A 21,760-nucleotide genomic window follows, 5' to 3' on the forward strand; every position below is an offset into this window, starting at 1 on the left:
GAGCAAGGCCTTAACGAACCCCACTCGCACGCAGCGCCGCCGGCGTGTAATCGGCGGCCCTGGCTTCGAAGCCGTACTCGTAGCTGTGCTTCTCTTCGTTCTTCATCCCCAGCGCAATGTAGCGACCGGCGATGATGTCGTAGAGCGCCTCGAGGGTGTAGCCGGGGTTCTGATTGGCGTAGTAGAACTGGGCATGACCTTCGGCCACCCGCCACAATTGACCGCGACCGTCGTAGTGATCCACCAACGCCGCTTGCCAGCTGTCTTCGTCGAAGTACATGTGGCGTTTGGCATAAATGTGCCGCTCGCTGGGTTTGACCGTACCCACCACTTCCCAGACCCGGTGCAATTCATAGCGGGTCAGGTCCTGGTTGATGTGGCCGGCCTTGATCACATCGTCGTACTTGAGGTTCGGCGAATCGAGCTTGTAGCTGTTGTACGGGATGTACATTTCCTTTTTGCCGATCAGCTTCCAGTCGTAGCGGTCCGGCGCGCCGGAAAACAGGTCGAAGTTGTCGGAGGTGCGCAACCCGTCGGCGGCGGTACCCGGACCGTCGTAGGCCACTTGCGGGGCGCGACGCACACGGCGCTGACCGGCGTTGTAGATCCAGGCCAGGCGCGGTTCCTTCACCTGGTCGAGGGTCTCATGCACGAGCAGCACGTTACCGGCCAGGCGCGCCGGGGCCGTCACCGACTGTTTGAAATAGGTCAGCACGTTGCTGGCCTTTTCCGGATCGGCGTCCTTGATCAGAAACGGCACGGCGATTTCTTCTTCAAAGCGGATCGGCGTGAAGCTGCCATTGGTCTGTGGTGTGGCCTGGATGATGACGCGCCGCAGGTTGCCGCCATGATAGCGAGTGACGTGGTTCCACAGCACTTCCACGCCGTTCTTGGGAATCGGGAACGCGTAGTAGCGGTTGCCGGTGAAATTGGCCAGCCCGTTACCGTCGTTGAGGGCGTTCACGTTGAGCGCGCTGCGCTTGGCCGACTCATAGATTTCCGGAGGCAAGGAAACGCTGCGGTGAGTCGGATAAACCGGAATCTTGTACGTCTGCGGGTAGCGCTTGAACATCGCGACCTGGCCTTCGGAAAGCTTGTCCTTGTACTTGTCCACGGTCGCGGCAGTGATGGTGAACAGCGGTTTTTCATTGGCGAACGGGTCGGCCAGGAAGCCATTGCTGTCCACGGCGCCGGCATTTTTCGGGAGGCCGCCGGTCCAGGCCGGGATCGAGCCATCGGCGTTGCCAGCCTTTTCCGCGCCCAGTGGCGTGAGGCTGGTGCCCAGTTTGTTCGCTTCATCCGGCGAGACCGCCGCCATCACGTTCGCGGCCAGCAGGCTCAAGGCCAGGGCACCGCATTGCAGGATCATCTTGCGCATAAGGTTTTCCTTGTCAGCCAGATCAGAAGTTCACGCCGAAGCTCAACGCGAGGAAGTCGCGGTCTTCAAGGACGTTGTAATCGCCGCCAAAAAAGTCGGTGTAGCTCAGGCTGGCGGTGTAAGTGCTGCGGTAGTCGGCATCGACACCGACACTGATGGCCTTGGCGCCTTCGTTGAACAGACCGTTGGGACCGTAGCCGGCCACGTCGTGGGACCAGGACACGTTGGGCTTGAAGTTGACCCCGCCAATGACGTTGGGGTAGTCGAGAATCGCCCGGGCGCGATAGCCCCAGGAGGTCGCGGTGACGAAGCCATCGGTGTCACCGCCGTATCCATACTGGCCGTAGACCGAATCGCGGCCATAACGCAGTTTGTCCTTGGACTCCAACCCGCCGACGTGCACCATCGCCGCCTCGCCCACCAAGGTCAGGCGATCGGCGCCCAGCACCTGGTCAAAAAAGTGCGTCAGGGTGCTCTGGATCTGGGTGATTTCCTTGCGCCGGTAACCGGTGTTATCCGACCCTGGCGTGGTCGCAATGGGCGACGCCGCACCACTGGCAATCGGGTTGAGCAGCGCCAGGGTCAGGTCGTTGGTGTTGACCTGTACTGGCGCGTTGGGACGGTAGCTGATTTCCCCGCTCCACGCGGTGCCGGTAGGCAGCGTGGTGGAGAAACTGGCGCCGTACAGACGAATGTCCTCGGGGTATTCGAGATAGTACTGACCGCGCCCCAGCATCACGCTCTGCGCCAGGCCCGAACCGCTGCCGGGGGACAGACTGTTGGCAATCGCGACCATCCCCGGCAAGGCTGCCAGCGTGGAGGATCCCGCCGTGATGGTGCCAACGGTGGGCGTGCGGCTGTGGTAATTCATGAAGTACAGGCCGTACTCGGTGTCATCGCCGAGCCAGCGCAACGCCGTGCCCCATTGGCCGGAATCACGGGCATCGCGGTCGCCGCTACGGGGAATGATCACCCCTTCGCTGGACACCTGAATGCCCTGGCCGAACGCTTCAGTCAGCGGCTGGAACGGCGCAATCGCCGGGCTGCCCACGGTGTAGCCGCTGGTGCAGCCATCAGCCACCACGTCGTTGCCGAAGAACGTGCCGCAGTTATCCACAACCGTCTGGTCCCACTCCAGTTGGTAGAAGCCTTCGATGGTCAGCTTGTCGGTCAGGCCTTGGGAGGCGAACAGCATGTTCACCGGGATCAGGCCTTCCTTGATCTCCGCACCCGGGCGGCGGAACGCGGACACGTCCACCGGGTTGATGCTGTTGATGGAGTTACCGATAAAGGTACTTTCACCCCAACTGACCACCTGCTTACCGGCGCGCACCGTGCCCGGCAAATCGGCGATGGAGTAGTTGTGATAAACGAAGGCATCGAGAATCTCTGCCCCTGACGACTTGGCGCCTTCCTTGCGGTTGCTGTCGCTGATGTCCTTGAACGGACGGCTCTCGTCCTTGAGTTCGAAGTCGTACCAATACTTGCCACGCACGAACACGCCGGTGTCGCCGTACTTGAGTTCGAGGTCGTGCAGGCCTTTGACGATTTTGGAAAAGGTCTCGCCCTTCTTGAAATTCAGTCGCCCATCGTCACCGGTAGAAGACTGACCCGTGCCGCCGTTGACAGTGCCGATCAGGCCCTTGTCGGCATCACGCATGCCCCAGCTTGCGCCCACGGACAACGAGGAGTCGAACTGCCCCTCGATCTCGCCAATGTTGAATGAAACGGCCTGCGCCTGGGCACAGCAGCCCAAGGCCACCGCGACGGCCAGCGTCTGCGGCTTGAAGATGGCGCGCATTGTTATTGTTGTCATGCGTCTTCCCCGGTGAGTGACAGAGGCTTCACCCTACTGCCGCGCGCCACGGGCGATAAGCGCACCAAGGAGGTATTCGCGCTGTACCTCTTAAGGATGACAGCCCTTGCGTGACGGGGCTTTGCGCGGCGCATGGACGGGCTGGATAGCGGACCATCAGCGCAACGCATGTTCGGCACGCACTGGGAACTGTTGCGGGCGCTGCAACAGTGCATGTCCGGATCCGGGCTGTTTCCCGGAGTGCGCGATCCCTATGCTGGCCGGGCTTTCAGAGCAACGGGCCTGCAAGCAAAAGTCGCCATGGCGACCCTCGCGCCTGGCGCACCGTTATTCGGATGGATTGCTCATCAATTCGTCACATCCCGTGTTCACTGACGTTGATTTTTAGCTCCTTTGCAACGTCATGCTTAGGCCGCTGCTTTTTGCAGCGGCCTTTTTTATGTGTGGTTATTTCCGAGGTAAAACTTCTTGTTTCCTACATAACCGTCGGAAACGCTCACCTGCCCAGTTTATGGGATCGAATTTATAGTCTTTTTCGTCGCATTGGATGGCGACGACGTAAATAGCCATGAACGACTGCAACCACTGAGTGCCGACAGGGCTATTCAAATACGCGGATCGAAAAGGAAATCGATATGCAGAAAGAAAAAAACATCCTTGTAAATAGAGGTATACCGCGTACGCCTTCGTCGCCTTTTGGTTTCGGAGTCAGTGCTGGGGTTGCGCCAAAAACCGACAATTGGGATGGTGGATACGATGCAGTTGACTATGCCATTGAATGGCTGATTGAAAGTAATGACTCTACCGAGAAACGCTTCAACGAAAACATCCAGAACATCATTCCTATAACCGACGCCGAACTCGCAAAAACAAGAGCAGCCGTTGCTGCGGTGGTCCCCCCTGGGACCGATGCGGTCGAGATTGAATTACGAACACTCAAGCTACAACTTTTCAAAGCGAGGACAGATCATCAAGAACACATAGGGATAGCCAATCTTTATTATGGTCATGATCCACTGACCCACAAAGCTCAAGACTCTAGTCATAAGGGTTTCCAGCTCATTGGCCGTCGCGGAGGACAAAGGGCTTACTACAACGCAATTGCTAAGTGGAATGTCTCTTATGCTGCGGCTTACGAGGCAAAGTTTCTGGCTGAGCAGATCAAACTACTGAATGCTCGCTTAGCCACACACAACAAAGCCATTGCTGAGGCAAACGCAAAAGCAGCCGCAGAGGCTCGGGCAAGGGCCCAGGCTGAAGCCAAACGCGTGGCTCAGGAACAGGCGCGCAAGGCCGCCGAAGCCGAGGCTAAACGCGCTGCTGAAGAACGAGCACGGATTGCACGGATTGCTGCTAAACAAGCCCACGAGGCCGCCATGGCCTTATGGGAGGCCGAAAGATGGGCCGATGCTGCAGAACTGGACGCGGAGGAAGCGAGGCGTCAGGCGGAAGTTCAAAAGGCACGTAAACCAGCCCGGGCTACCCGTACATTTCCTGTATCGGGCTCCGCCGCAGCCGCCGGCCCAGTGTTTACAATTGCAGGTGGGAGCCTCGCCCCCAACCCTGCGACCGCTTCCGGCATTACGGATGAGTTGCGTGTCGCGGTTTCGGCGATCCTAGAAACAGTTGCCGCAAAGGCATTACCCGCTGTTGCATGGTTTGCGGCACTGGTTGATCCGTCGGAGCTGGGCAACGAAGAACGCTACGCTCTGAGTGTTCCGCTGTCAGAACTTGCTCCGGCCAACACCGATGATTTGCTGGCAGTCGCAGCATCGAAAGGAGGAATCAATCTCCCGGTTGTGCTGGGCTCCATGACCACCGACGGCGAAATGGTATTCGTCGTCGCGGGTGCCGACGGAACATCGGTGCCCTCCAGCGTGCCGGTCAGGCTTGCGACACTCGACCCCCACAACAACGTCTACAAGTCCTACAGCCCGGATGGCTCATCCACCTTGATGACTTGGACGCCTATCGTAAAAGAGACGGATGCATCCACGACACTGCCATCGAGCGTGCCAAATATCGTCCTCTATGAGGGCGGGAGCCCCTGGGCCACAACCAGGTGGGTCGGGAAGGATCCGGAGCTGGAGGATTACGATTTTGGTGGGTTCGTCACGGTGTTCCCGATTGAGTCGGGTATTGCGCCAATCTATACCGTTTTTAATAGTCCTTATGAAGGGGCATCCGCGAATAAAAGACACATTGAAATTCATAGAGAGCGCAAGCAATGAAAAAATCAATAACGGATATAACCGAGAAAGAATTTCTCGCCTTTGTAATAGAAATTTCAGAGGGGAATTATCCTACAGAAGAGGCGGATATCGACGCAGTACTAGAGTTCGAGAGCATCTCAGAGCATCCCGCCGGGTCAGATTTACTATTCTATCCAGAGCCTGGCAAGGAAAGTTCAGAAGCAATAGTAAACGAGGTAAAAACCTGGCGCGCCGCCAATGGAAAACCGGGATTCAAGCAGTCCTAATGCCTACATTCGCCGCTGCCCATGCAGCGGCCTCTGTCTTTTCAGCGTTATATATCCTAAAAACCGACTCCAATTCCTACAACAAACCAAGACCCTCACTACAGGCTAACCCGATGATCATTGTTAGGCTGAGTTTGATCGCAGCATTCGGCTTCGACTTTAAATCTCAGTGAGTTCGTCATGACGCCAATCGACTACAACAGTTACCGCTCAAAAAAAAGTTACAACAACCGAATTCGTTTTCTGGTCTTTCATTACACCGCCGCTAACTTCTCATACTCTGTTAACGCATTGACCGGTCCTTCGGTCAGCGCCCATTACCTCATCCCGAACATCACCGATCCGAGCTATGTGAAAGCCGGTTTCAAAGACCAGCAGATTTTCAATCTGGTGGACGAAAACCAGCGCGCCTGGCACGCGGGGTTGAGCAGTTGGGGCGGACGCAATAATCTGAACGACACTTCGATTGGCGTTGAAATCGTCAACCTCGCCACCGATAACCAAGGGCAGTTTACCTTCCCGCCTTATCAGCCTCAGCAAATCGAGGCGATTGAGTACCTGGCGCTGAACATACTCAAGCGCTATCCGGACATCAGCTCGGTCAATGTGGTGGGGCATTCCGACATTGCTGCCGGCAGGAAAAGCGACCCTGGCCCGATGTTTCCCTGGCACGCACTGCATCTGAAGGGAATCGGCGCCTGGTTCGATGAGCCCACGCAAAAGGCCTACACGCAGGCCTACCAATGCAACGGCTTGCCAACTCACGAACTACTGCTCGGGCTGTTCAAGAAATATGGCTATAACACTTCTGCAGCCACAACAGCTGTGGGCTTTCAGCGTTTAGTGCGGGCCTTTCAACTGCACTTTCGTCCGGCGAAATATGACGGCGTAATGGATATCGAAACCGCTGCGAACCTGGCGGCGCTGGTGAAAAAATACTTTCCCTGACCGCCGTTGCCGCCGCTGACGGCAACGGGTCAAGGCCGCGAGGTTAAACGGTGTAGCGCTGCAGATTCGCCATCATTTCCTTCAATGCTTCAAGGTTGTCGTTCGGGTGTACAGCGTTGTCGAAATCACAGATCTGCTGCCAGTGGGCGGCGACGTCTTCGGGCGAAAAACCTTTGCTCGGGTCGAAGCCGGCACCGAGGCTGCGCTCCCAGCGCACCTTGCCCATCCAGCCACCGCCCACTTCGAACAAACCGGAGGTTTCCTGGCAGGTTTCACTGGCCAGGTACACCACCAACGGGCTGACGAGTTCAGGCTTGAGTTGTTCGAACACCTGCGGCGGGATCAGGCCTTCGGTCATGCGGGTGCCGCCTGTAGGGGCGATGGCATTGACCAGAATATTGTTTTTTCGGCCTTCGATGGCCAGGGTGCGAGTCAGGCCATAGAGACCGAGCTTGGCCATGCCGTAGTTGGATTGGCCGAAGTTGCCGTAGATACCAGACGTAGAGGCCGTGAAGATCACCCGCCCATAATTTTGTGCTCGCATGTGCGGCCACGCGGCGCGGGTGACTTTGTAGGCGCCCTCGACATGGACGCGGTAGACCAGGTCCCAGTCAGCGTCGTCCATTTTGTGAAAGGTCTTGTCCCGCAGAATCCCGGCGTTGTTGACCACCACATCGACCCGGCCGAACGCGTCGAGAGCATTCTGCACAAGCTTGTCACCGTCGGTGACGGAGTCGTGGTTGGCCTCGGCGGTGCCGCCGGCTTCGCGAATTTCAGCGACAACCCGATCCGCCGCCGAGGCGCTGGCCCCTTCCCCTTGAGCCGAACCGCCAAGGTCGTTGACCAGCACTTTCGCGCCCTGTTGGGCGAACAGCAGCGCATGGGCTCGTCCCAGGCCACCGCCGGCTCCCGTGACGATCACGACTTTATCTTCGAAGCGCACAGACTCACTCATGGCAGAACTCCCAGCAGGCCGATAGGACAATGAGCACGAGTGTCCGGCACAAATCGGCGGGTCACAATCAACACGGTTGGGAGTGAATGGTGGGAGATAAGGTGGGGGGATGATGCAGGCACTTGATTCCTCTGCTGCCCGCACCGCCGCTTTCGCGAGCAAGCCCGCTCCCACAGCGTGTGGTCAAGAACAGGCCATTTGTCTGTGCGGCACCGCGATCGCTTCACGGAACGTCAGGTAATGCTCAAGCACCTGCTTCGGTGCCTCGGTGTGCGGATAGTGGCCGATGTCGGGCAACAGCACGGTGTCAGGATTCGGGATCAGGGCCTCGTAGCGCGCCACCATGTGCTCGCCGGAAATCGGATCGACCGCCCCGTCGATCACTCGCAACGGCACTTCGCCACGCTGCATCGCGAGCACCCAGCGATCACGCTGTACACGCCGTTCGGGAATATAGGCGATGAGCTTGTGCATGATCCGCGGACCGCGATGGGTTTCTATCAGGCTCCAGAAATCATCCATCTCACTTTCGGTTGGGCCGGTCCTGGGGCCGAAAATCCGGCGAAAGTTTTTAACCAGGCTTTCCCGGGAGAACGCTCGCCCCAGCAGCCAGCCCAAGGGACTGAGTAACAGTTTTTGCGCCCATACCGGACGATGGGTTTCGGGGAACAGCCCGCCATTGAGCAATACACAACTGGCAACCCGAATGCGCGCTTCGCAATGCCGGGCGATCAGTTCCTGGGCCACGCTGTCGCCATAATCGTGGGCCAGCACATGCACCGCCTGCTTCACATTCAGGTGCGCCAACAAGGCCTGTTGCAGATCCGCCTGCTCCAGAAGGCTGTAGACATGATCCGTCGGCTTGGCAGAGTCGCCAAACCCGAGCATGTCACAAGCAATCACCCGGTAGCGCTGCGCCAACGGCTGCCACAGGTAATGCCAATCCCAACTGGCGGTGGGAAAACCGTGGAGCAGCAACAGCGGTTCGCCCTGCCCCGCCACCCAGTAACGGATGGCATGGCCGCGGAACATGAAGGTCTGGCCGCGCTGGCGCCAGATACGCAGGGGAATCTGGGTCAGTGGCATCAACTTCTATACCCAGAGTCTTGTTGATCGAGCTTGCGCAACAGCGCCGGCCAGGCCAATGCGCCGCCCATGCCTTGGCTGCTTTTGGTCACCCCGGCAATCATCGCCCGGGCGCCGGCCAGGATCTGCGGCTCGATGGCGATCAGTTCGGCGCCGCCGTTCTGCGCCAGGACCTGGATGTCACAAGCTCGCTGGAACGTGAACATCATCAGGAAGGTATCGGCGACAGTCCCGCCGCACGTCAACAGGCCATGGTTGTGCAGCATCAAGAAGTTGCAATCACCCAGGTCCGCCTGCAGGCGTGCTTTTTCTTCATGATTCAAGGCCACCCCTTCGTAAGCGTGATAGGCCAGGCTCGACAGCACGAACAGCGATTGCTGACTGATCGGCAGCACCCCCTGCTTCTGTGCCGACACCGCGACACCGGCAGCGGTGTGGGTGTGCAACACGCAAGCCACATCATGGCGCACCTCGTGCACCGCGCTGTGGATGGTGTAGCCGGCCGGGTTGATCTCGTAGGGGCTGTCCATCAATTTGTTGCCGGCCTGATCGACTTTGACCAGGCTCGATGCGGTGATTTCATGGAACATCAACCCGAACGGGTTGATCAGGAAGTCCTCCGTGCCAGGAACCTTCGCGGAAATATGGGTGAAGATCAGGTCATCCCAGCCATGCAGAGCGACCAGCCGATAACAGGCGGCAAGGTCCACCCGGGTTTGCCACTCGGCCGCACTGACCTGCTCTTTGACGCTGAGTGTCGATTGGAAGGACGCTACGCTCACGGCTCTGACCTCTGGCTTCTTATTATACGAATCGGCTTATAAAAACTTCATACACAAGCAGATCAGTCTAGTCAGCTCTTGCAGGGTCGGTAGTTGCATTGGCAGCCAGCTTACTGGCCGAGCGGGTCAGCGCAACGCCTGCCCTGGCGCCCGGCCACCCGCTTCAACGGCGTAACGCATCGATCAACTCACCGAGCCACGGCTCGGCGTCGGTTTCCGGGGTGACGCTCTCGCTGGCGTCCAGACGCAGCATCGCCAGCACCTCGCGCACGCCCAGTTCGGCGAACAGCTCGCGCATCTGCTCGCCACCCCCGCAGAAGGTATCGCCATAGCTGGCGTCACCCAAACCGATCACCGCGCCAGGCAGGTCGCGAAAGGGCGCTGGCAATTGATCGCGAATCGTTGAATACAACGGCATTAAATTGTCCGGTAACTCACCCATGCCGGTCGTAGAGGTCACCGCCAGCAAAGCCTCTGGGGCGAATGCCTGAATATCCGCCAGGGTCGCACGAGGGTTGTGCCAGGCTTCGAAGCCCGCATCGCGAAGCAGTTTGGCAGCGTGCCGGGCGACTTCTTCAGCGGTGCCGTAAACCGAGCCGGAAAGGATGGCGACTTTCATCAAACTGATCCTGAACTGAATAAAAGAGCCGGGGATAGTATCAGTTGCGCCTGCAAGGCTGCGAATGGCTCTCAATAGCCATGGCGCGTAGACAGCGTATCGATTTCTTCTAGAATGCTGTCTCACACGGATGTTCACAGGGCCACGCAATGATCAACGCTCAACTGATGCAACTGGTTATCAATGCTTCAAACGATGGGATTGTCATCGCCGAAAAAGAAGGCGACGAAGACAATATTCTGATCTACGTGAACCCGGCCTTCGAACGACTGACCGGTTATAGCCGCGACGAAGTCCTTTATCAGGATTGCCGTTTTCTGCAGTCAGGCGATCGCGATCAACCGTCTCTTGAGCTGATTCGCAACACCTTGCAGCAGGGTGGTTCGTGCCGGGAAGTGCTGCGCAACTACCATAAGGATGGCACCCCGTTCTGGAATGAACTGTCATTATCGACGGTGAGGAACGAAGCCGACGGGCGTACCTATTTCGTCGGCGTCCAGAAAGATGTCACGGTCCAGATCAAGGCGCAGCAACGTATCGCCCAACTGGAACGGCAGCTGGCCGAGGCCCGGGAGACGATTGCCCGATTCGAAGCGACGAACGGTGCAAACAAAACGTCGAATTAACGGTCAGTCACTACAATCAGCAGTGACCACGTAAATAATCATTTTGAGCACAACATGCAACGTGACGCCCTCCTGACGCAGGATGAACTGGATTTCATCCGAACCATGCAACATAACCCGCAGTTGAACGAGCGGGATGTAACGTCGAGCTTGCTGGTAAACGGTGGATCACAAATCCGTGACTTGCTTACGCGCCTGGCGGCCAATGAGCAGGTCACACTGCAAGCCCATTTCGAAAACCAGCAGATGACGTTCCCGTTGCATCTGGTGGAAGACGAATTCCATGCGATGCACCTGCGCTTGGGTGTACCGAGTATCTACGAGGACGGGCCTAAGGTACGCCCATGGCGCCTGATGCTCGAAGAGCCAGTGGCGCTGGAGAATGCCAAGGGCCAGTCGGGACCGCTCTGGGTCCACGAGGTCTCCTGTAAAGGGGTCCTGCTGGAAAACCGCAGTCGTACCAAACCACCGAAGCAATTCGCTTTGTGGTTCAGCCCGTCAGGCTACGAGAGAATTTCGTTGCGAGGCACCTTCGAACGGGAAACTGCCCAAGGTTTGTATGCCTACCATCTGAGTCAAAATAACCAGGACGAAACCGAGCGCCTGCGCCAGTACATCCTTCAGCAGCATCGCCTGACCCATCCGGCCATGCATCCCTAGAGGAGTATCGGGTTCAAGTATCCAGGGTACCCGCCAGTAATTGACGCAAGCGCTGGCGTATCACGGTTCCTTCATTGCCCAGACAACCGATCGACGACCCCGTCAGGCTGTCCTGAACCAGGTCGGACGCATCGCCGGCCAGCATCAACGGACAATCCAGGCTCATCGCCAATTTGTTCAGGCGCTTGGGTAATTCGGGGACCGGCGCATGGTTGGACACCAGCACCAGCGCCAAAGGCTGGATCTTCTGGCACACCAGGGTCAGTTCATCGTACGGCTGGCCGACAGCCATGACCCTGACGCCCACTTCCGCCTTGGACACGAACAACGCCGTGACCAGCAACTCCAGCTCACGACACTGGCCGGCAATGGCGCTGACCAGAACACGCCGCGACTGGGCTTCGCGCTTGAGCAAAAGCCGCTGCATGACGCGCGAACGCAGGAAACCGTCGAAAAACAGCCATTCGCTGGTTTGCCCGAACTCCTGCTGGCGTTGCAGCAGTTGTCGCCAGAGCGGCATCAGGATGTCCTGGAATACGGTCGGCACTGCGTAGCTTGAAAAAATCTGCCCGTAGACGCGATCCAGCTCCACATCGTCAAAGTTGCCAACCGCGTTCGCCACCTCTTGTTGCCACTGGGCGTAATCGGCTCCCACCAGATCCGATGAAATCAGCGTAGAGACCGGTTGCACCGACTCGGTCTTCGCCAGGATCTTGCCCACTTTGCTCACCGCCACCCCGCGCTCGATCCAGGCCAGGATGCTGCGCACCTTTTCGATATCACTCATGGAGTACAGGCGATGCCCGCTTTCGGTGCGTGTCGGCTGGATCAGACCGTAACGGCGCTCCCACGCACGCAGGGTCACAGGGTTAATGCCGGTCAAACGCGATACTTCGCGGATGGGAAACAGATCTTCCCGCTCCAAGGCGTCAGACCTTTGGGAAAGGAACTGATCATCAGTAATTACGCTCATTTTGGCAGGCAATCCGGCTGGCAAATTGGATCCCAGTTTAGCCCTCTCCGAGACAGGTTCCTACCAGAACAAACGTCGTCGAAGTGCCATTTTGTGGTTTTACTCTCAATCCGGAATAATCCTTGCCTGTTTTTTGGCGACCAGACGCATCCCACCATCCCGGGGCGTTGCCAGCGAATCTCCTACCCGGAGTGTCGCACTTGTCTTACGGAGATATATAATGTCTACCTCACCCGTCACCCTGATGGTTGCCCGCCGGGTCGCCAATGGACGCTATCAGGATCTGATCGCCTGGTTGCGTGAAGGCGAACAACTGGCAACGGACTTCCCGGGCTACCTGGGCTCCGGTGTACTTGCGCCACCGCCCGATGACGACGAATTCCAGATCATTTTCCGTTTTGCAAACGAGCAGACCCTGCACGCCTGGGAGCACTCTGCTTCGCGAACAGCCTGGCTGGGGCGGGGTAGCGAACTGTTTGCCTGTCCTTCCGAACACCGTGTTTGCGGCATTGACGGCTGGTTCGGTGGCGTCGGCCAGCGCCCACCACGCTGGAAACAAACAGTAACAATATGGCTGGCATTCTTTCCCGTGTCGCTACTGTTCAATTTCCTGCTGGGGCCGTTGCTCAGCGAGCTGAGTATGTTGAGCCGAGTGCTCATCAGCACGCTCATGCTGACGCCGCTGATGGTTTACCTGTTTATTCCGCTGTCGACTCATCTGCTGGCGAACTGGCTGAACGGTGCACCGCAACGGCCGCTGCCGACCAAGCCGTCCACGCAGCATCGGTGATGCTGCGCGGCTAATGGTTTGACTGGGTTGCCTCTTTCGCGAGCAGCTCGCTCCCGCAATGGATTTTCGCTGGGCGCAGAATCCGGGTTCGGCGGTGATCCACCGCCGCTCCCACAGATTCGTCGTCGCAACCTTGCGTCGCTGTTATAGTTTTGCTCTTGCCGCGAACCGAGCTGCCCTATGCCTTGCGCCACCGCTCCGATCCTGATAACCGGCGCCGCCCAGCGCGTTGGCCTGCATTGTGCCCGACGCTTGCTGGAAGACGGTCAACCGGTGATCGTCACCTATCGCACCGAACGTCCGGGCGTGCAGGCGCTGCGGGAGCTGGGGGCGACCGTGCTGTTCGCCGACTTATCCAGCGAAGCCGGGATCCTGAGTTTTGTCGAACAGCTCAAGCAGCACACCGAGCGACTGCGGGCCATCGTGCACAACGCCTCGGCCTGGTTGGCCGAGACCCCAGGGGACGAAGCGGCCGCCTTCAATGCCATGTTCGGCGTGCACATGCTCGCGCCTTATCTGATCAATCTGCATTGTGCCGAGTTGCTGCAACGTTCAACCCCGGCGGATATCGTGCACATCAGCGATGACGTGACGCGTAAAGGCAGCAGCAAGCACATCGCCTATTGCGCCACCAAGGCCGGTCTCGAAAGCCTGACCCTGTCGTTTGCGGCGAAGTACGCTCCAACCATTAAGGTCAACGGTATCGCGCCGGCCCTGCTACTGTTCAACCCCGAAGACGATGCAGCTTACCGGGCCAAGGCCCTGGCCAAGTCCGCGCTGGGTATCGAACCCGGCAGCGAGGTGATCTACCAGAGCCTGCGTTATCTGCTGGACAACCCCTATGTCACTGGCACCACCCTGACCGTCAACGGCGGGCGGCACGTCAAATAGCCCTGCTTTGAGGATGCACCATGGCGCAATCCCTGCCCCAGAACTACCGCGAGATCCTCATCGGCCTGGGTGAAAACCCGGAGCGCGAAGGCCTGCAGGACACCCCGGTGCGCGCCGCCAAGGCCATGCAATACCTTTGCCACGGTTATGAGCAAAGCATCGAGCAGATCGTCAACGGCGCCCTGTTCGCCTCGGACAGCGATGAAATGGTGATCGTCGCCGACATCGAACTCTATTCCCTGTGCGAACATCACCTGTTGCCCTTCATCGGCAAGGCCCATGTGGCTTATATTCCTACGGGCAAGGTCTTGGGGCTGTCGAAGATCGCCCGGCTGGTGGACATGTTCGCCCGCCGCCTGCAAATCCAGGAAAACCTCACCCGGCAAATTGCCGACGCGGTGCAGCAGGTCACACAGGCCGCTGGCGTTGCGGTGGTGATCGAAGCCCAGCACATGTGCATGATGATGCGCGGTGTCGAAAAACAGAACTCGACGATGAACACCTCGGTAATGCTCGGCGCCTTTCGCGACTCCAGCACCACCCGCCAGGAGTTCCTGCAATTGATTCGACGGAGCAAGTAAATGCCACAACTTCAGCCAGCCATGGCGCGCATCCGGGTCAAGGACCTGCGCCTGCGCACCTTCATCGGCATCAACGAGGATGAGATCCTCAACAAGCAGGATGTGTTGATCAACCTGACCATCCTCTACGCCGCCCAGGAGGCGGTGCGCGACAACGACATCGACCACGCGCTGAACTACCGCACCATCACCAAGGCGATCATCGCCCACGTGGAAGGCAATCGCTTCGCCCTGCTCGAACGCTTGACCCAGGAATTGCTGGATTTGGTCATGGCCAACGAGTCGGTGCTGTACGCCGAAGTTGAAGTCGACAAACCCCACGCCTTGCGATTTGCCGAGTCGGTGTCGATTACTTTAGCTGCAAGCCGCTAGCTACAAGCTGCAAGAAGCGACTCGGCTTTTACTTGCGGCTTGAAGCTTGAAGCTTGAAGCCATCCCCATCCTTACATTCGCAGTGACCCTATGTCCCCTCAACAACGCCTCGAACTTGAAGCCGCCGCTTTCCGTCGGCTGGTTGCCCACCTGGACAGCCGCAAGGATGTGCAAAACATCGACCTGATGAACCTCGCTGGCTTCTGTCGCAACTGCCTGTCCAAGTGGTACAAGGCCGCCGCCGATGAACGCCAGATCGAGGTCAGCCTCGACGACGCCCGCGAAGTGGTTTACGGCATGCCGTACGCCGAGTGGAAAGCCCAATACCAGCAAGAAGCCAGCGCCGAACAGCAAGCGGCGTTCGCCAAAGGAAAACCCGATGCCTGATCTCAATACCCTTCGCGCCAGCCTCAAGAGCGGTGAACACGCTTTCGCCGACACCCTGGCCTTTATCGCCGCCGGCTACGACTACCAGCCCCAGGCTTTCAAAAACGGCAACGTGGACAACGCCGCGGGGCAGAACGAGGGTTCATGCAAAACACTGGGCCTGGCACTGCTCGAAGACTTGAGCGATGAAGAAGCGCTCCTGGCGTTTGGCGAACATTACCGTTCGGTGCTGGCTACTCCCGAAGGCAGTGATCACGGCAATATCCGCGCGTTGATCGCCCATGGGTTGGCGAGTGTGAAGTTCGAGGCACAGCCATTGCGGCGGCGCTGATCAACCCGCTTTTGTGGCGAGGGAGCTTGCTCGCCACGGGCTGCACATCCCAAGTAAGCGGCACTACCCACATCCCGACTTTTAAGATTGACCCGGCAACTTTATTTCGTTTGCCGGGCCCCTCTGCTCGCAGCTTAGATAAAGGAAATCTCTCCTTCCTCCGAGCCGTCATCCATGAGCAGTGAAACCATCAGTCAGTCGATTTCCATCGTTCACCCAGTGAGCCTCAGCCACGGCAAAAATGCCGAGGTCTGGGACACCGACGGCAAGCGTTATATCGATTTCGTGGGAGGCATCGGCGTGTTGAACCTCGGCCATTGCCATCCACGCATCGTCGAGGCCATCCGCGAACAAGCCACCCGGCTGACCCACTATGCGTTCAACGCCGCCCCCCACGTCCCCTACATCGAACTGATGGCGCGCCTGGCGGCGTTTGTCCCGGTGGATTACCCAGTCAGCGGCATGCTCACCAACAGCGGTGCCGAGGCCGCGGAAAACGCCTTGAAGATCGTGCGCGGCGCCACGGGTCGCACCGCCGTCATCGCGTTTGACGGCGCCTTTCACGGCCGAACCCTGGCCACCCTCAACCTCAACGGCAAGGTTGCGCCCTACAAACAGAAAGTCGGTGTACTGCCCGGGCCGGTTTATCACCTGCCCTACCCCAGCAAGGACAACGGCGTAACTTGCGAAGAAGCCTTGAAGGCCATGGAGCGACTGTTCAGCGTTGAGATCGACGTGAGCGACGTGGCCTGCTTCATCGTCGAACCGGTACAGGGCGAAGCCGGCTTCCTGGCGATGGATGTGCCCTTCGCCCAGGCCCTGCGGCGCTTCTGCGACGACAAGGGCATTGTGCTGATCGTCGATGAAATCCAGTCCGGCTTCGGCCGTACCGGCCAGCGCTTTGCGTTCTCGCGACTGGGCATCGAGCCTGACCTGATTCTGCTGGGCAAAAGCATCGCCGGCGGCGTGCCCCTGGGGGCGGTGGTAGGACGCAAGTCGTTGCTGGACAACCTGCCCAAGGGCGGGCTGGGCGGTACCTACTCGGGCAACCCCATCGCCTGCGCCGCTGCGTTGGCGACCCTGGACGAAATGACCGACGCAAACCTGCAAGCCTGGGGCGCGCAACAGGAAGAGGCGATTGTCAGCCGTTACGACTCATGGCGCAGCCACGGGCTGACACCTTACCTGGGCCGCTTGACCGGTATCGGCGCAATGCGCGGCATTGAGCTGGCCCACGCCGACGGCACACCCGCATCGGCACAATTGACGCAACTGCTGGCCATGGCGCGGGAATCGGGGTTGCTGCTGATGCCCAGTGGTAAATCCCGGCACATCATCCGGCTGCTGGCGCCGCTGACCACCGAGGCGGCGGTGCTGGAGGAAGGATTGGATATTCTGCAAGCGTGCCTGGCGAGGCTGTCCTGAATACGGTCTTGCGATACACAAAAAACCTGTGGGAGGCCGGTGATAAATACCGTGCATGAAAAAACCGGCCGAAGCCGGTTTTTTTGTGCCTGATGAATCAGAGCGAAACGTTCTGCAGGCCGTCCAGGTAACGCTCGGTGTCCAGGGCCGCCATGCAACCGGCGCCGGCCGAGGTGATGGCTTGGCGATAGACGTGGTCGGCCACGTCGCCGGCAGCGAAGATGCCTTCGATGCTGGTGGCAGTGGCGTTACCGTCGCGGCCGCCCTTGACCACCAGGTAGCCGTCCTTCAGTTCCAGCTGACCTTCGAACAGCGAGGTGTTCGGGGTGTGGCCGATGGCGATGAATACGCCGTCGACTTTTATCTCATCGAAGCTGCCGTCATTGTTCTTCAGGCGAGCACCGGTCACGCCCATGTTGTCGCCCAGCACTTCGTCCAGGGTGGCGTTGAGCTTGAGGATGATTTTGCCCTCGGCCACACGGGAATTGAGCTTGTCGATCAGGATCTTCTCGGCGCGGAAAGTTTCGCGACGGTGGATCAGGGTGACCGTGCTGGCGATGTTGGCCAGGTACAGGGCTTCCTCAACGGCAGTGTTGCCGCCACCGACCACGGCCACGGGCTTGTTGCGGTAGAAGAAACCGTCGCAAGTGGCGCAAGCGGAAACGCCTTTGCCCATGAAGGTTTCTTCCGACGGCAGGCCCAGGTAACGAGCGCTGGCGCCAGTGGCAATGATCAAGGCATCGCAGGTGTAGACCGCACTGTCGCCAGTCAGGGTGTATGGCTTGGCGGCGAAATCCACGGCGTTGATGTGGTCAAAAACGATTTCTGTCTCGAAGCGCTCGGCGTGTTCTTTCATGCGTTCCATCAACGCCGGGCCGGTCAAACCGTGGACGTCGCCCGGCCAGTTGTCGACTTCGGTGGTGGTGGTCAATTGACCGCCGGCCTGCATGCCGGTGATCAGCAGCGGCTTGAGGTTGGCACGGGCCGCATAAACCGCGGCGCTGTAACCGGCAGGGCCGGAACCGAGAATAATCACTCGCGAATGACGGACTTCAGACATGACCTGCTCCTGTTGACCGGACCTTGCGGGCCGGAACGCCGGGTGAGCGGCGCGAATAAAAAGGGACCGTTGACGCACTTGGGGAAGGCTTGAATTCGACAGTCCTGAAAAAAGAATGGGTGCAGCGTATCGAGGGAGCGAAGATTAAGGAAATACGGTTTAACAATCCAGCTCATAGGTGAGCTCTATCCGGACCCGTCGTTTTAATAGGAGCCGCTCAATAAACCTTGTTACACGCCATGTCGCCGCTTTCCCGCGCAAGGCAAAGTCGGTAAGGTCGGCGCGTTCACCTTCGCCTGGAGCCTCCTATGCCCGCCCCCGTCCTGTCTGGCCCGCAATATTTGCAAGAAGGCCTCAAGCTGGTCCTGAGCCCGGGCCTGCGTCTGTTCGTACTCTTGCCCCTGGCGATCAACCTGGTGTTGTTCGTCGGATTGATTTACCTGGCCGGCCATCAGTTCAGCCTGTGGGTCGACACGCTGATGCCGTCACTGCCGGACTGGCTGAGTTTCCTCAGCTACATCCTCTGGCCGCTGTTCGTGGTGCTTGTGGTGCTGATGGTGTTTTTTACCTTCACCCTGCTCGCCAACATCATTGCCGCGCCGTTCAACGGCTTTCTCGCGGAGAAAGTCGAAGTGGTGGTCCGTGGCACCGATAATTTCCCGGCTTTCAGTTGGAGCGAGTTGTTTGCCATGATCCCGCGCACCCTGGCCCGGGAGATGCGCAAGCTCGGCTATTTCCTGCCGCGCGCCCTGGGGCTGTTCGTGCTGTCGTTCATCCCAGTGCTCAATATCGTGGCCGCGCCGCTGTGGCTGCTGTTCGGCGTGTGGATGATGGCGATCCAGTACATCGACTACCCGGCGGACAACCATAAGCTGGGCTGGAACGAGATGCTCGCCTGGCTGCGGGAAAAGCGCTGGCAGAGCCTGGGCTTTGGCGGCAGCGTGTACCTGGTGCTGCTGATTCCCGTGGTCAACATCCTGATGATGCCGGCGGCGGTGGCCGGGGCGACGTTGTTCTGGGTGCGCGAGCAAGGTGCGGAGACCGCTTTGGCCCGGCAGGGCTGAGCCCGTCACAAATCCATCATACGGATGTCACAATGACGAAACGGCCCCGGTCGACACTGGAGTCATGACCACACACCTGCACATCACCCTCATCACCGAAACCTTCCCGCCGGAAATCAACGGTGTGGCCAATACCCTGGGCCGTCTGTACGACGGCCTGCGCGCCCGCGGGCATCAGGTGGAGCTGATACGGCCTCGTCAGGCCAGTGACCAACGCCAGGCCAGTGACGACCAGTTGTTGCTATGTCGGGGCTGGCCGTTACCCGGGTATCCGGGCTTGCAGTGGGGCCAGGCCTCAGTGCACAAGCTGCTGCGGCGCTGGAAACGTCATCGTCCAGACGTGCTGTACATTGCCACTGAAGGGCCCCTGGGTTTGTCGGCGTTGCGGGCAGCACGGCGCATGGGCATCTCGGTGGTCAGTGGCTTCCACACCAATTTCCAGCAATACACCCGGCAGTACGGCCTCGGGTTGTTGAGTCGCGCGCTCACTCATTACCTGCGCTGGTTTCACAACCGCTCCAGCCTGACCCTGGTACCCAGCCTCAGCCAGCGCCTGGAACTGGAACGCCGGCATTTTGAGCGCGTGTCGCTGTTGTCTCGCGGCGTGGACAGCCAGCTGTTCCATCCGGTCAAACGCTCGGCCGCCCTGCGCGAAGCCTGGGGCCTGGGCGATGACGACATTGCAGTGATCCATGTCGGGCGCCTGGCACAGGAGAAAAACCTCGGACTGCTCAAGCGCAGTTTCGACACGCTGTGCAGCGCATTCCCAGAACGGCGGATGAAACTGGTGGTGGTCGGCGACGGTCCGCAGCGGCGCGCGCTGGAACAGGAACTGCCTGACGCGATCTTTTGTGGCTCACAGCGTGGCGAGGCGCTGGCCAGCCACTATGCCTGCGGGGATGTGTTTGTCTTTCCGAGCCTGACCGAAACCTTCGGCAATGTCGTGCTGGAAGCCCTGGCGTCCGGGCTGGGTGTGGTGGCCTACGACCAGGCGGCGGCGGCGCAACACATCCGCCATGGTTATAACGGCGTACTGGCAATGCCGGGGGATGAAGAGGCGTTCTGCGATGCGGCCCGCTGGCTCTTGGAAGAGCGTGAGACCTTGCGTTGCGTGAGGCTCAATGCGCGCCAACATGCCAGTCGCCAGGGCTGGGCGGCGGTGATCGAGCAGTTCGAGGCGCAGTTGCGGGGGGCTTGCCAGGTCGAATCAGCGTTGCCGCAAGTAGTGTCTCCACGCTGAAAAACATCGCGGGCAAGCTTTGCTCCCACAGGATTATCAGTTGTTCACAAGTAATGTGTTCACTGAAGATCCATGTGGGCGCAAGGCTTGCCCGCGATGAGACCCTACAAGGCGCCGCTTAAACCAAAGTCATCAACGCCTCACGACTGAACGGCAAGATGTCCTGTTCACGACCTTCGCGAACCTTTTGCGCCCAGTCCGGATCCACCAGCAACGCACGTCCCACCGCCACCAGGTCGAACTCATCATTGTTCAGCCGCTCCAGCAGCTTCTCCAGGCTGGCCGGTTGCGCGATTTTGTCGGTGTTGACCATAAATTGCAGGAACTCACCATCCAGGCCAACGCTGCCCACGGTGATGGTGGGCTTGCCGGTGAGCTGGCGGGTCCAGCCAGCCAGGTTCAGCTCGGAGCCTTCGAATTCCGGCTCCCAGAAGCGCCGTGTCGAGCAGTGGAAAATATCTACGCCAGCGTCGGACAACGGCTTGAGAAACTCGCCCAGGGCTTCAGGGGTTTGCACCAGGCGTGCGCTGTAATCCTGCTGTTTCCATTGGGAGAAACGGAAAATGATCGGGAACCCCTCGCCCACTGCTGCACGCACTGCGCGGATCAATTCGATCGCGAAGCGCGAACGATTGACCAGGCTGCCGCCGTAACCGTCGGTACGCTGATTGCTGCCTTCCCAGAAGAACTGGTCCACCAGGTAGCCGTGAGCGCCATGGATTTCCACACCGTCCATACCGATGCTCTGGGCGTCTTTCGCTGCCTGGGCGAACGCTGCGATGACTTCATCGATGTCCGCCTGAGTCATGCCGTGAACCACCACCTGGCCGTCCTTGAGCTTCTCAGTCGGGCCATAGCCTGGGACGCTGGCGTCCGGTTCGGTCCCGATGCGTCGCACATTGCCCACATGCCACAGTTGCGGAACGATCTTGCCGCCTTCGGCGTGCACCGCATCAACCACTTGCTTCCAGCCCGCCAGCGCGGCATCGCCATAGAAATGCGGCACGTTCGGATAGCCGTTGGAGGCCCTGTGCCCGACTGTCGTGCCCTCGGTGATGATCAGGCCCACCCCGGCCGCCGCGCGACGACGGTAATACTCGACAACCTTGGCGTTCGGCACGCCGCCCGGCGAAAAGGAACGAGTCATCGGCGCCATCACCACCCGGGTCGGCAGCTCGAGCGTACCGAGATGGAAGGGTTTGAACAGGGCTTTTACAGGCATGGGACACTCCACGGGAACAGGGTCGCAGGTCAGATATGACGGCGATAATATGTGGTGTGTCAGGCAGCGGGTAGC

Annotated in this window: 23 protein-coding genes; 14 read left to right on the top strand and 9 right to left on the bottom strand. The window is 59.2% G+C overall.

Translation table 11 applies throughout. The annotated features are described in order from the left end of the window. Window positions 1-10 precede the first annotated feature (10 nt). Both ACA047_RS24545 and ACA047_RS24550 read right to left on the bottom strand, forming a co-directional pair. A complete protein-coding gene (locus ACA047_RS24545) occupies window positions 11-1,378 on the bottom strand; it encodes a DUF1329 domain-containing protein (protein WP_497353798.1) in 1,368 nt (455 codons plus the stop codon). A gap of 22 nt (window positions 1,379-1,400) precedes the next feature. After that, the gene (locus ACA047_RS24550) at window positions 1,401-3,194 is read right to left on the bottom strand and encodes a DUF1302 domain-containing protein (protein WP_497353800.1); all 1,794 of its coding nucleotides are present in this window, start codon (window positions 3,192-3,194) and stop codon (window positions 1,401-1,403) included. A 635-nt stretch (window positions 3,195-3,829) separates the two neighbouring features. On the opposite strand from ACA047_RS24550, the gene ACA047_RS24555 reads away from it, so the two are divergent. From ACA047_RS24555 to ACA047_RS24565, 3 genes are all read left to right on the top strand, one after another. After that, window positions 3,830-5,425, top strand: a complete 1,596-nt coding sequence (locus ACA047_RS24555; protein WP_497353802.1) for an S-type pyocin domain-containing protein — start codon at window positions 3,830-3,832, stop codon at window positions 5,423-5,425. Continuing rightward, window positions 5,422-5,673, top strand: coding sequence for a bacteriocin immunity protein (locus ACA047_RS24560; RefSeq protein ID WP_497353804.1), 252 nt, complete (start codon window positions 5,422-5,424; stop codon window positions 5,671-5,673). The genes ACA047_RS24555 and ACA047_RS24560 overlap by 4 nt, the downstream gene beginning before the upstream one ends. A gap of 180 nt (window positions 5,674-5,853) precedes the next feature. Next, window positions 5,854-6,621 carry an N-acetylmuramoyl-L-alanine amidase gene (locus ACA047_RS24565; RefSeq protein ID WP_497353806.1) on the top strand — a complete coding sequence of 256 codons (768 nt, stop codon included), beginning with the start codon at window positions 5,854-5,856 and terminating at the stop codon, window positions 6,619-6,621. Window positions 6,622-6,664: 43 nt separating this feature from the next. Here ACA047_RS24565 and ACA047_RS24570 read toward each other — a convergent pair whose 3' ends face one another. From ACA047_RS24570 to ACA047_RS24585, 4 genes are all read right to left on the bottom strand, one after another. Beyond that, a complete protein-coding gene (locus tag ACA047_RS24570; RefSeq protein ID WP_497353808.1) occupies window positions 6,665-7,576 on the bottom strand; it encodes an SDR family oxidoreductase in 912 nt (303 codons plus the stop codon). Window positions 7,577-7,759: 183 nt separating this feature from the next. Continuing rightward, window positions 7,760-8,662 (bottom strand): alpha/beta fold hydrolase, encoded by a 903-nt coding sequence (locus tag ACA047_RS24575; protein WP_497353810.1) that lies wholly within the window; start codon window positions 8,660-8,662, stop codon window positions 7,760-7,762. Further along, window positions 8,662-9,444 (bottom strand): class II aldolase/adducin family protein, encoded by a 783-nt coding sequence (locus ACA047_RS24580; RefSeq protein WP_497353812.1) that lies wholly within the window; start codon window positions 9,442-9,444, stop codon window positions 8,662-8,664. The genes ACA047_RS24575 and ACA047_RS24580 overlap by 1 nt, the downstream gene beginning before the upstream one ends. Window positions 9,445-9,607: 163 nt before the next feature. Beyond that, window positions 9,608-10,063, bottom strand: coding sequence for a flavodoxin (locus tag ACA047_RS24585; RefSeq protein ID WP_497353814.1), 456 nt, complete (start codon window positions 10,061-10,063; stop codon window positions 9,608-9,610). Between the two features lie 149 nt (window positions 10,064-10,212). Between ACA047_RS24585 and ACA047_RS24590 the strand changes: the two genes are divergently transcribed. Both ACA047_RS24590 and ACA047_RS24595 read left to right on the top strand, forming a co-directional pair. Beyond that, on the top strand, window positions 10,213-10,689 hold the full coding sequence (locus ACA047_RS24590; protein ID WP_497353816.1) for a PAS domain-containing protein: 477 nt from the start codon (window positions 10,213-10,215) through the stop codon (window positions 10,687-10,689). Between the two features lie 54 nt (window positions 10,690-10,743). Next, complete coding sequence (locus ACA047_RS24595) at window positions 10,744-11,349, top strand: hypothetical protein (protein WP_497353818.1); 606 nt, start codon at window positions 10,744-10,746, stop codon at window positions 11,347-11,349. Between the two features lie 13 nt (window positions 11,350-11,362). On the opposite strand, the gene ACA047_RS24600 is transcribed toward ACA047_RS24595, so the two are convergent. Beyond that, on the bottom strand, window positions 11,363-12,322 hold the full coding sequence (locus tag ACA047_RS24600; protein ID WP_497353820.1) for a MerR family transcriptional regulator: 960 nt from the start codon (window positions 12,320-12,322) through the stop codon (window positions 11,363-11,365). Between the two features lie 220 nt (window positions 12,323-12,542). On the opposite strand from ACA047_RS24600, the gene ACA047_RS24605 reads away from it, so the two are divergent. From ACA047_RS24605 to ACA047_RS24635, 7 genes are all read left to right on the top strand, one after another. Beyond that, window positions 12,543-13,112 carry an antibiotic biosynthesis monooxygenase gene (locus tag ACA047_RS24605; protein ID WP_497353822.1) on the top strand — a complete coding sequence of 190 codons (570 nt, stop codon included), beginning with the start codon at window positions 12,543-12,545 and terminating at the stop codon, window positions 13,110-13,112. 180 nt (window positions 13,113-13,292) lie between these two features. After that, entirely contained in the window at window positions 13,293-14,003 is a 711-nt protein-coding gene (folM, locus tag ACA047_RS24610) for a dihydromonapterin reductase (protein WP_497353824.1), read from the top strand. Between the two features lie 20 nt (window positions 14,004-14,023). Then, on the top strand, window positions 14,024-14,584 hold the full coding sequence (gene folE, locus ACA047_RS24615; RefSeq protein WP_497353826.1) for a GTP cyclohydrolase I FolE: 561 nt from the start codon (window positions 14,024-14,026) through the stop codon (window positions 14,582-14,584). Further along, window positions 14,585-14,956, top strand: coding sequence for a dihydroneopterin triphosphate 2'-epimerase (folX, locus tag ACA047_RS24620; RefSeq protein ID WP_497353828.1), 372 nt, complete (start codon window positions 14,585-14,587; stop codon window positions 14,954-14,956). Window positions 14,957-15,046: 90 nt separating this feature from the next. Beyond that, entirely contained in the window at window positions 15,047-15,343 is a 297-nt protein-coding gene (locus ACA047_RS24625; RefSeq protein WP_188250967.1) for a DUF1244 domain-containing protein, read from the top strand. Next, on the top strand, window positions 15,336-15,674 hold the full coding sequence (locus ACA047_RS24630; RefSeq protein WP_497353830.1) for a HopJ type III effector protein: 339 nt from the start codon (window positions 15,336-15,338) through the stop codon (window positions 15,672-15,674). The genes ACA047_RS24625 and ACA047_RS24630 overlap by 8 nt, the downstream gene beginning before the upstream one ends. Before the next feature lie 174 nt (window positions 15,675-15,848). Then, window positions 15,849-17,099: a 2-aminoadipate transaminase gene (locus ACA047_RS24635; RefSeq protein ID WP_497353832.1), complete on the top strand. Its 1,251-nt coding sequence runs from the start codon at window positions 15,849-15,851 to the stop codon at window positions 17,097-17,099. Between the two features lie 97 nt (window positions 17,100-17,196). Here ACA047_RS24635 and trxB read toward each other — a convergent pair whose 3' ends face one another. After that, the gene (trxB, locus tag ACA047_RS24640) at window positions 17,197-18,159 is read right to left on the bottom strand and encodes a thioredoxin-disulfide reductase (protein WP_497353834.1); all 963 of its coding nucleotides are present in this window, start codon (window positions 18,157-18,159) and stop codon (window positions 17,197-17,199) included. Window positions 18,160-18,467: 308 nt separating this feature from the next. Here trxB and cysZ point away from each other — a divergent pair, with 308 nt between their 5' ends. Further along, window positions 18,468-19,223: a sulfate transporter CysZ gene (cysZ, locus tag ACA047_RS24645; protein ID WP_497353836.1), complete on the top strand. Its 756-nt coding sequence runs from the start codon at window positions 18,468-18,470 to the stop codon at window positions 19,221-19,223. A 64-nt stretch (window positions 19,224-19,287) separates the two neighbouring features. Continuing rightward, window positions 19,288-20,463, top strand: coding sequence for a glycosyltransferase family 4 protein (locus ACA047_RS24650; protein ID WP_497353838.1), 1,176 nt, complete (start codon window positions 19,288-19,290; stop codon window positions 20,461-20,463). 118 nt (window positions 20,464-20,581) lie between these two features. On the opposite strand, the gene ACA047_RS24655 is transcribed toward ACA047_RS24650, so the two are convergent. Next, window positions 20,582-21,685, bottom strand: coding sequence for an NADH:flavin oxidoreductase (locus tag ACA047_RS24655; RefSeq protein ID WP_497353840.1), 1,104 nt, complete (start codon window positions 21,683-21,685; stop codon window positions 20,582-20,584). Between the last annotated feature and the right edge of the window lie 75 nt (window positions 21,686-21,760).

This window comes from Pseudomonas sp. LBUM1664 (genome assembly GCF_059695895.1).

Excerpts from the sequence above, each read along its gene's own strand:
- trxB (WP_497353834.1), bottom strand. The coding sequence starts at position 18,159 with ATGTCTGAAGTCCGTCATTCGCGAGTGATTATTCTCGGTTCCGGCCCT.
- ACA047_RS24575 (WP_497353810.1), bottom strand. The coding sequence starts at position 8,662 with ATGCCACTGACCCAGATTCCCCTGCGTATCTGGCGCCAGCGCGGCCAG.
- ACA047_RS24625 (WP_188250967.1), top strand. The coding sequence starts at position 15,047 with ATGTCCCCTCAACAACGCCTCGAACTTGAAGCCGCCGCTTTCCGTCGG.
- ACA047_RS24550 (WP_497353800.1), bottom strand. The coding sequence starts at position 3,194 with ATGACAACAATAACAATGCGCGCCATCTTCAAGCCGCAGACGCTGGCC.
- folE (WP_497353826.1), top strand. The coding sequence starts at position 14,024 with ATGGCGCAATCCCTGCCCCAGAACTACCGCGAGATCCTCATCGGCCTG.
- ACA047_RS24605 (WP_497353822.1), top strand. The coding sequence starts at position 12,543 with ATGTCTACCTCACCCGTCACCCTGATGGTTGCCCGCCGGGTCGCCAAT.
- ACA047_RS24545 (WP_497353798.1), bottom strand. The coding sequence starts at position 1,378 with ATGCGCAAGATGATCCTGCAATGCGGTGCCCTGGCCTTGAGCCTGCTG.
- cysZ (WP_497353836.1), top strand. The coding sequence starts at position 18,468 with ATGCCCGCCCCCGTCCTGTCTGGCCCGCAATATTTGCAAGAAGGCCTC.
- ACA047_RS24650 (WP_497353838.1), top strand. The coding sequence starts at position 19,288 with ATGACCACACACCTGCACATCACCCTCATCACCGAAACCTTCCCGCCG.
- ACA047_RS24595 (WP_497353818.1), top strand. The coding sequence starts at position 10,744 with ATGCAACGTGACGCCCTCCTGACGCAGGATGAACTGGATTTCATCCGA.
- ACA047_RS24590 (WP_497353816.1), top strand. The coding sequence starts at position 10,213 with ATGATCAACGCTCAACTGATGCAACTGGTTATCAATGCTTCAAACGAT.
- ACA047_RS24560 (WP_497353804.1), top strand. The coding sequence starts at position 5,422 with ATGAAAAAATCAATAACGGATATAACCGAGAAAGAATTTCTCGCCTTT.
- ACA047_RS24600 (WP_497353820.1), bottom strand. The coding sequence starts at position 12,322 with ATGAGCGTAATTACTGATGATCAGTTCCTTTCCCAAAGGTCTGACGCC.
- ACA047_RS24570 (WP_497353808.1), bottom strand. The coding sequence starts at position 7,576 with ATGAGTGAGTCTGTGCGCTTCGAAGATAAAGTCGTGATCGTCACGGGA.
- ACA047_RS24585 (WP_497353814.1), bottom strand. The coding sequence starts at position 10,063 with ATGAAAGTCGCCATCCTTTCCGGCTCGGTTTACGGCACCGCTGAAGAA.
- ACA047_RS24565 (WP_497353806.1), top strand. The coding sequence starts at position 5,854 with ATGACGCCAATCGACTACAACAGTTACCGCTCAAAAAAAAGTTACAAC.
- ACA047_RS24555 (WP_497353802.1), top strand. The coding sequence starts at position 3,830 with ATGCAGAAAGAAAAAAACATCCTTGTAAATAGAGGTATACCGCGTACG.
- folM (WP_497353824.1), top strand. The coding sequence starts at position 13,293 with ATGCCTTGCGCCACCGCTCCGATCCTGATAACCGGCGCCGCCCAGCGC.
- ACA047_RS24655 (WP_497353840.1), bottom strand. The coding sequence starts at position 21,685 with ATGCCTGTAAAAGCCCTGTTCAAACCCTTCCATCTCGGTACGCTCGAG.
- folX (WP_497353828.1), top strand. The coding sequence starts at position 14,585 with ATGCCACAACTTCAGCCAGCCATGGCGCGCATCCGGGTCAAGGACCTG.
- ACA047_RS24630 (WP_497353830.1), top strand. The coding sequence starts at position 15,336 with ATGCCTGATCTCAATACCCTTCGCGCCAGCCTCAAGAGCGGTGAACAC.
- ACA047_RS24635 (WP_497353832.1), top strand. The coding sequence starts at position 15,849 with ATGAGCAGTGAAACCATCAGTCAGTCGATTTCCATCGTTCACCCAGTG.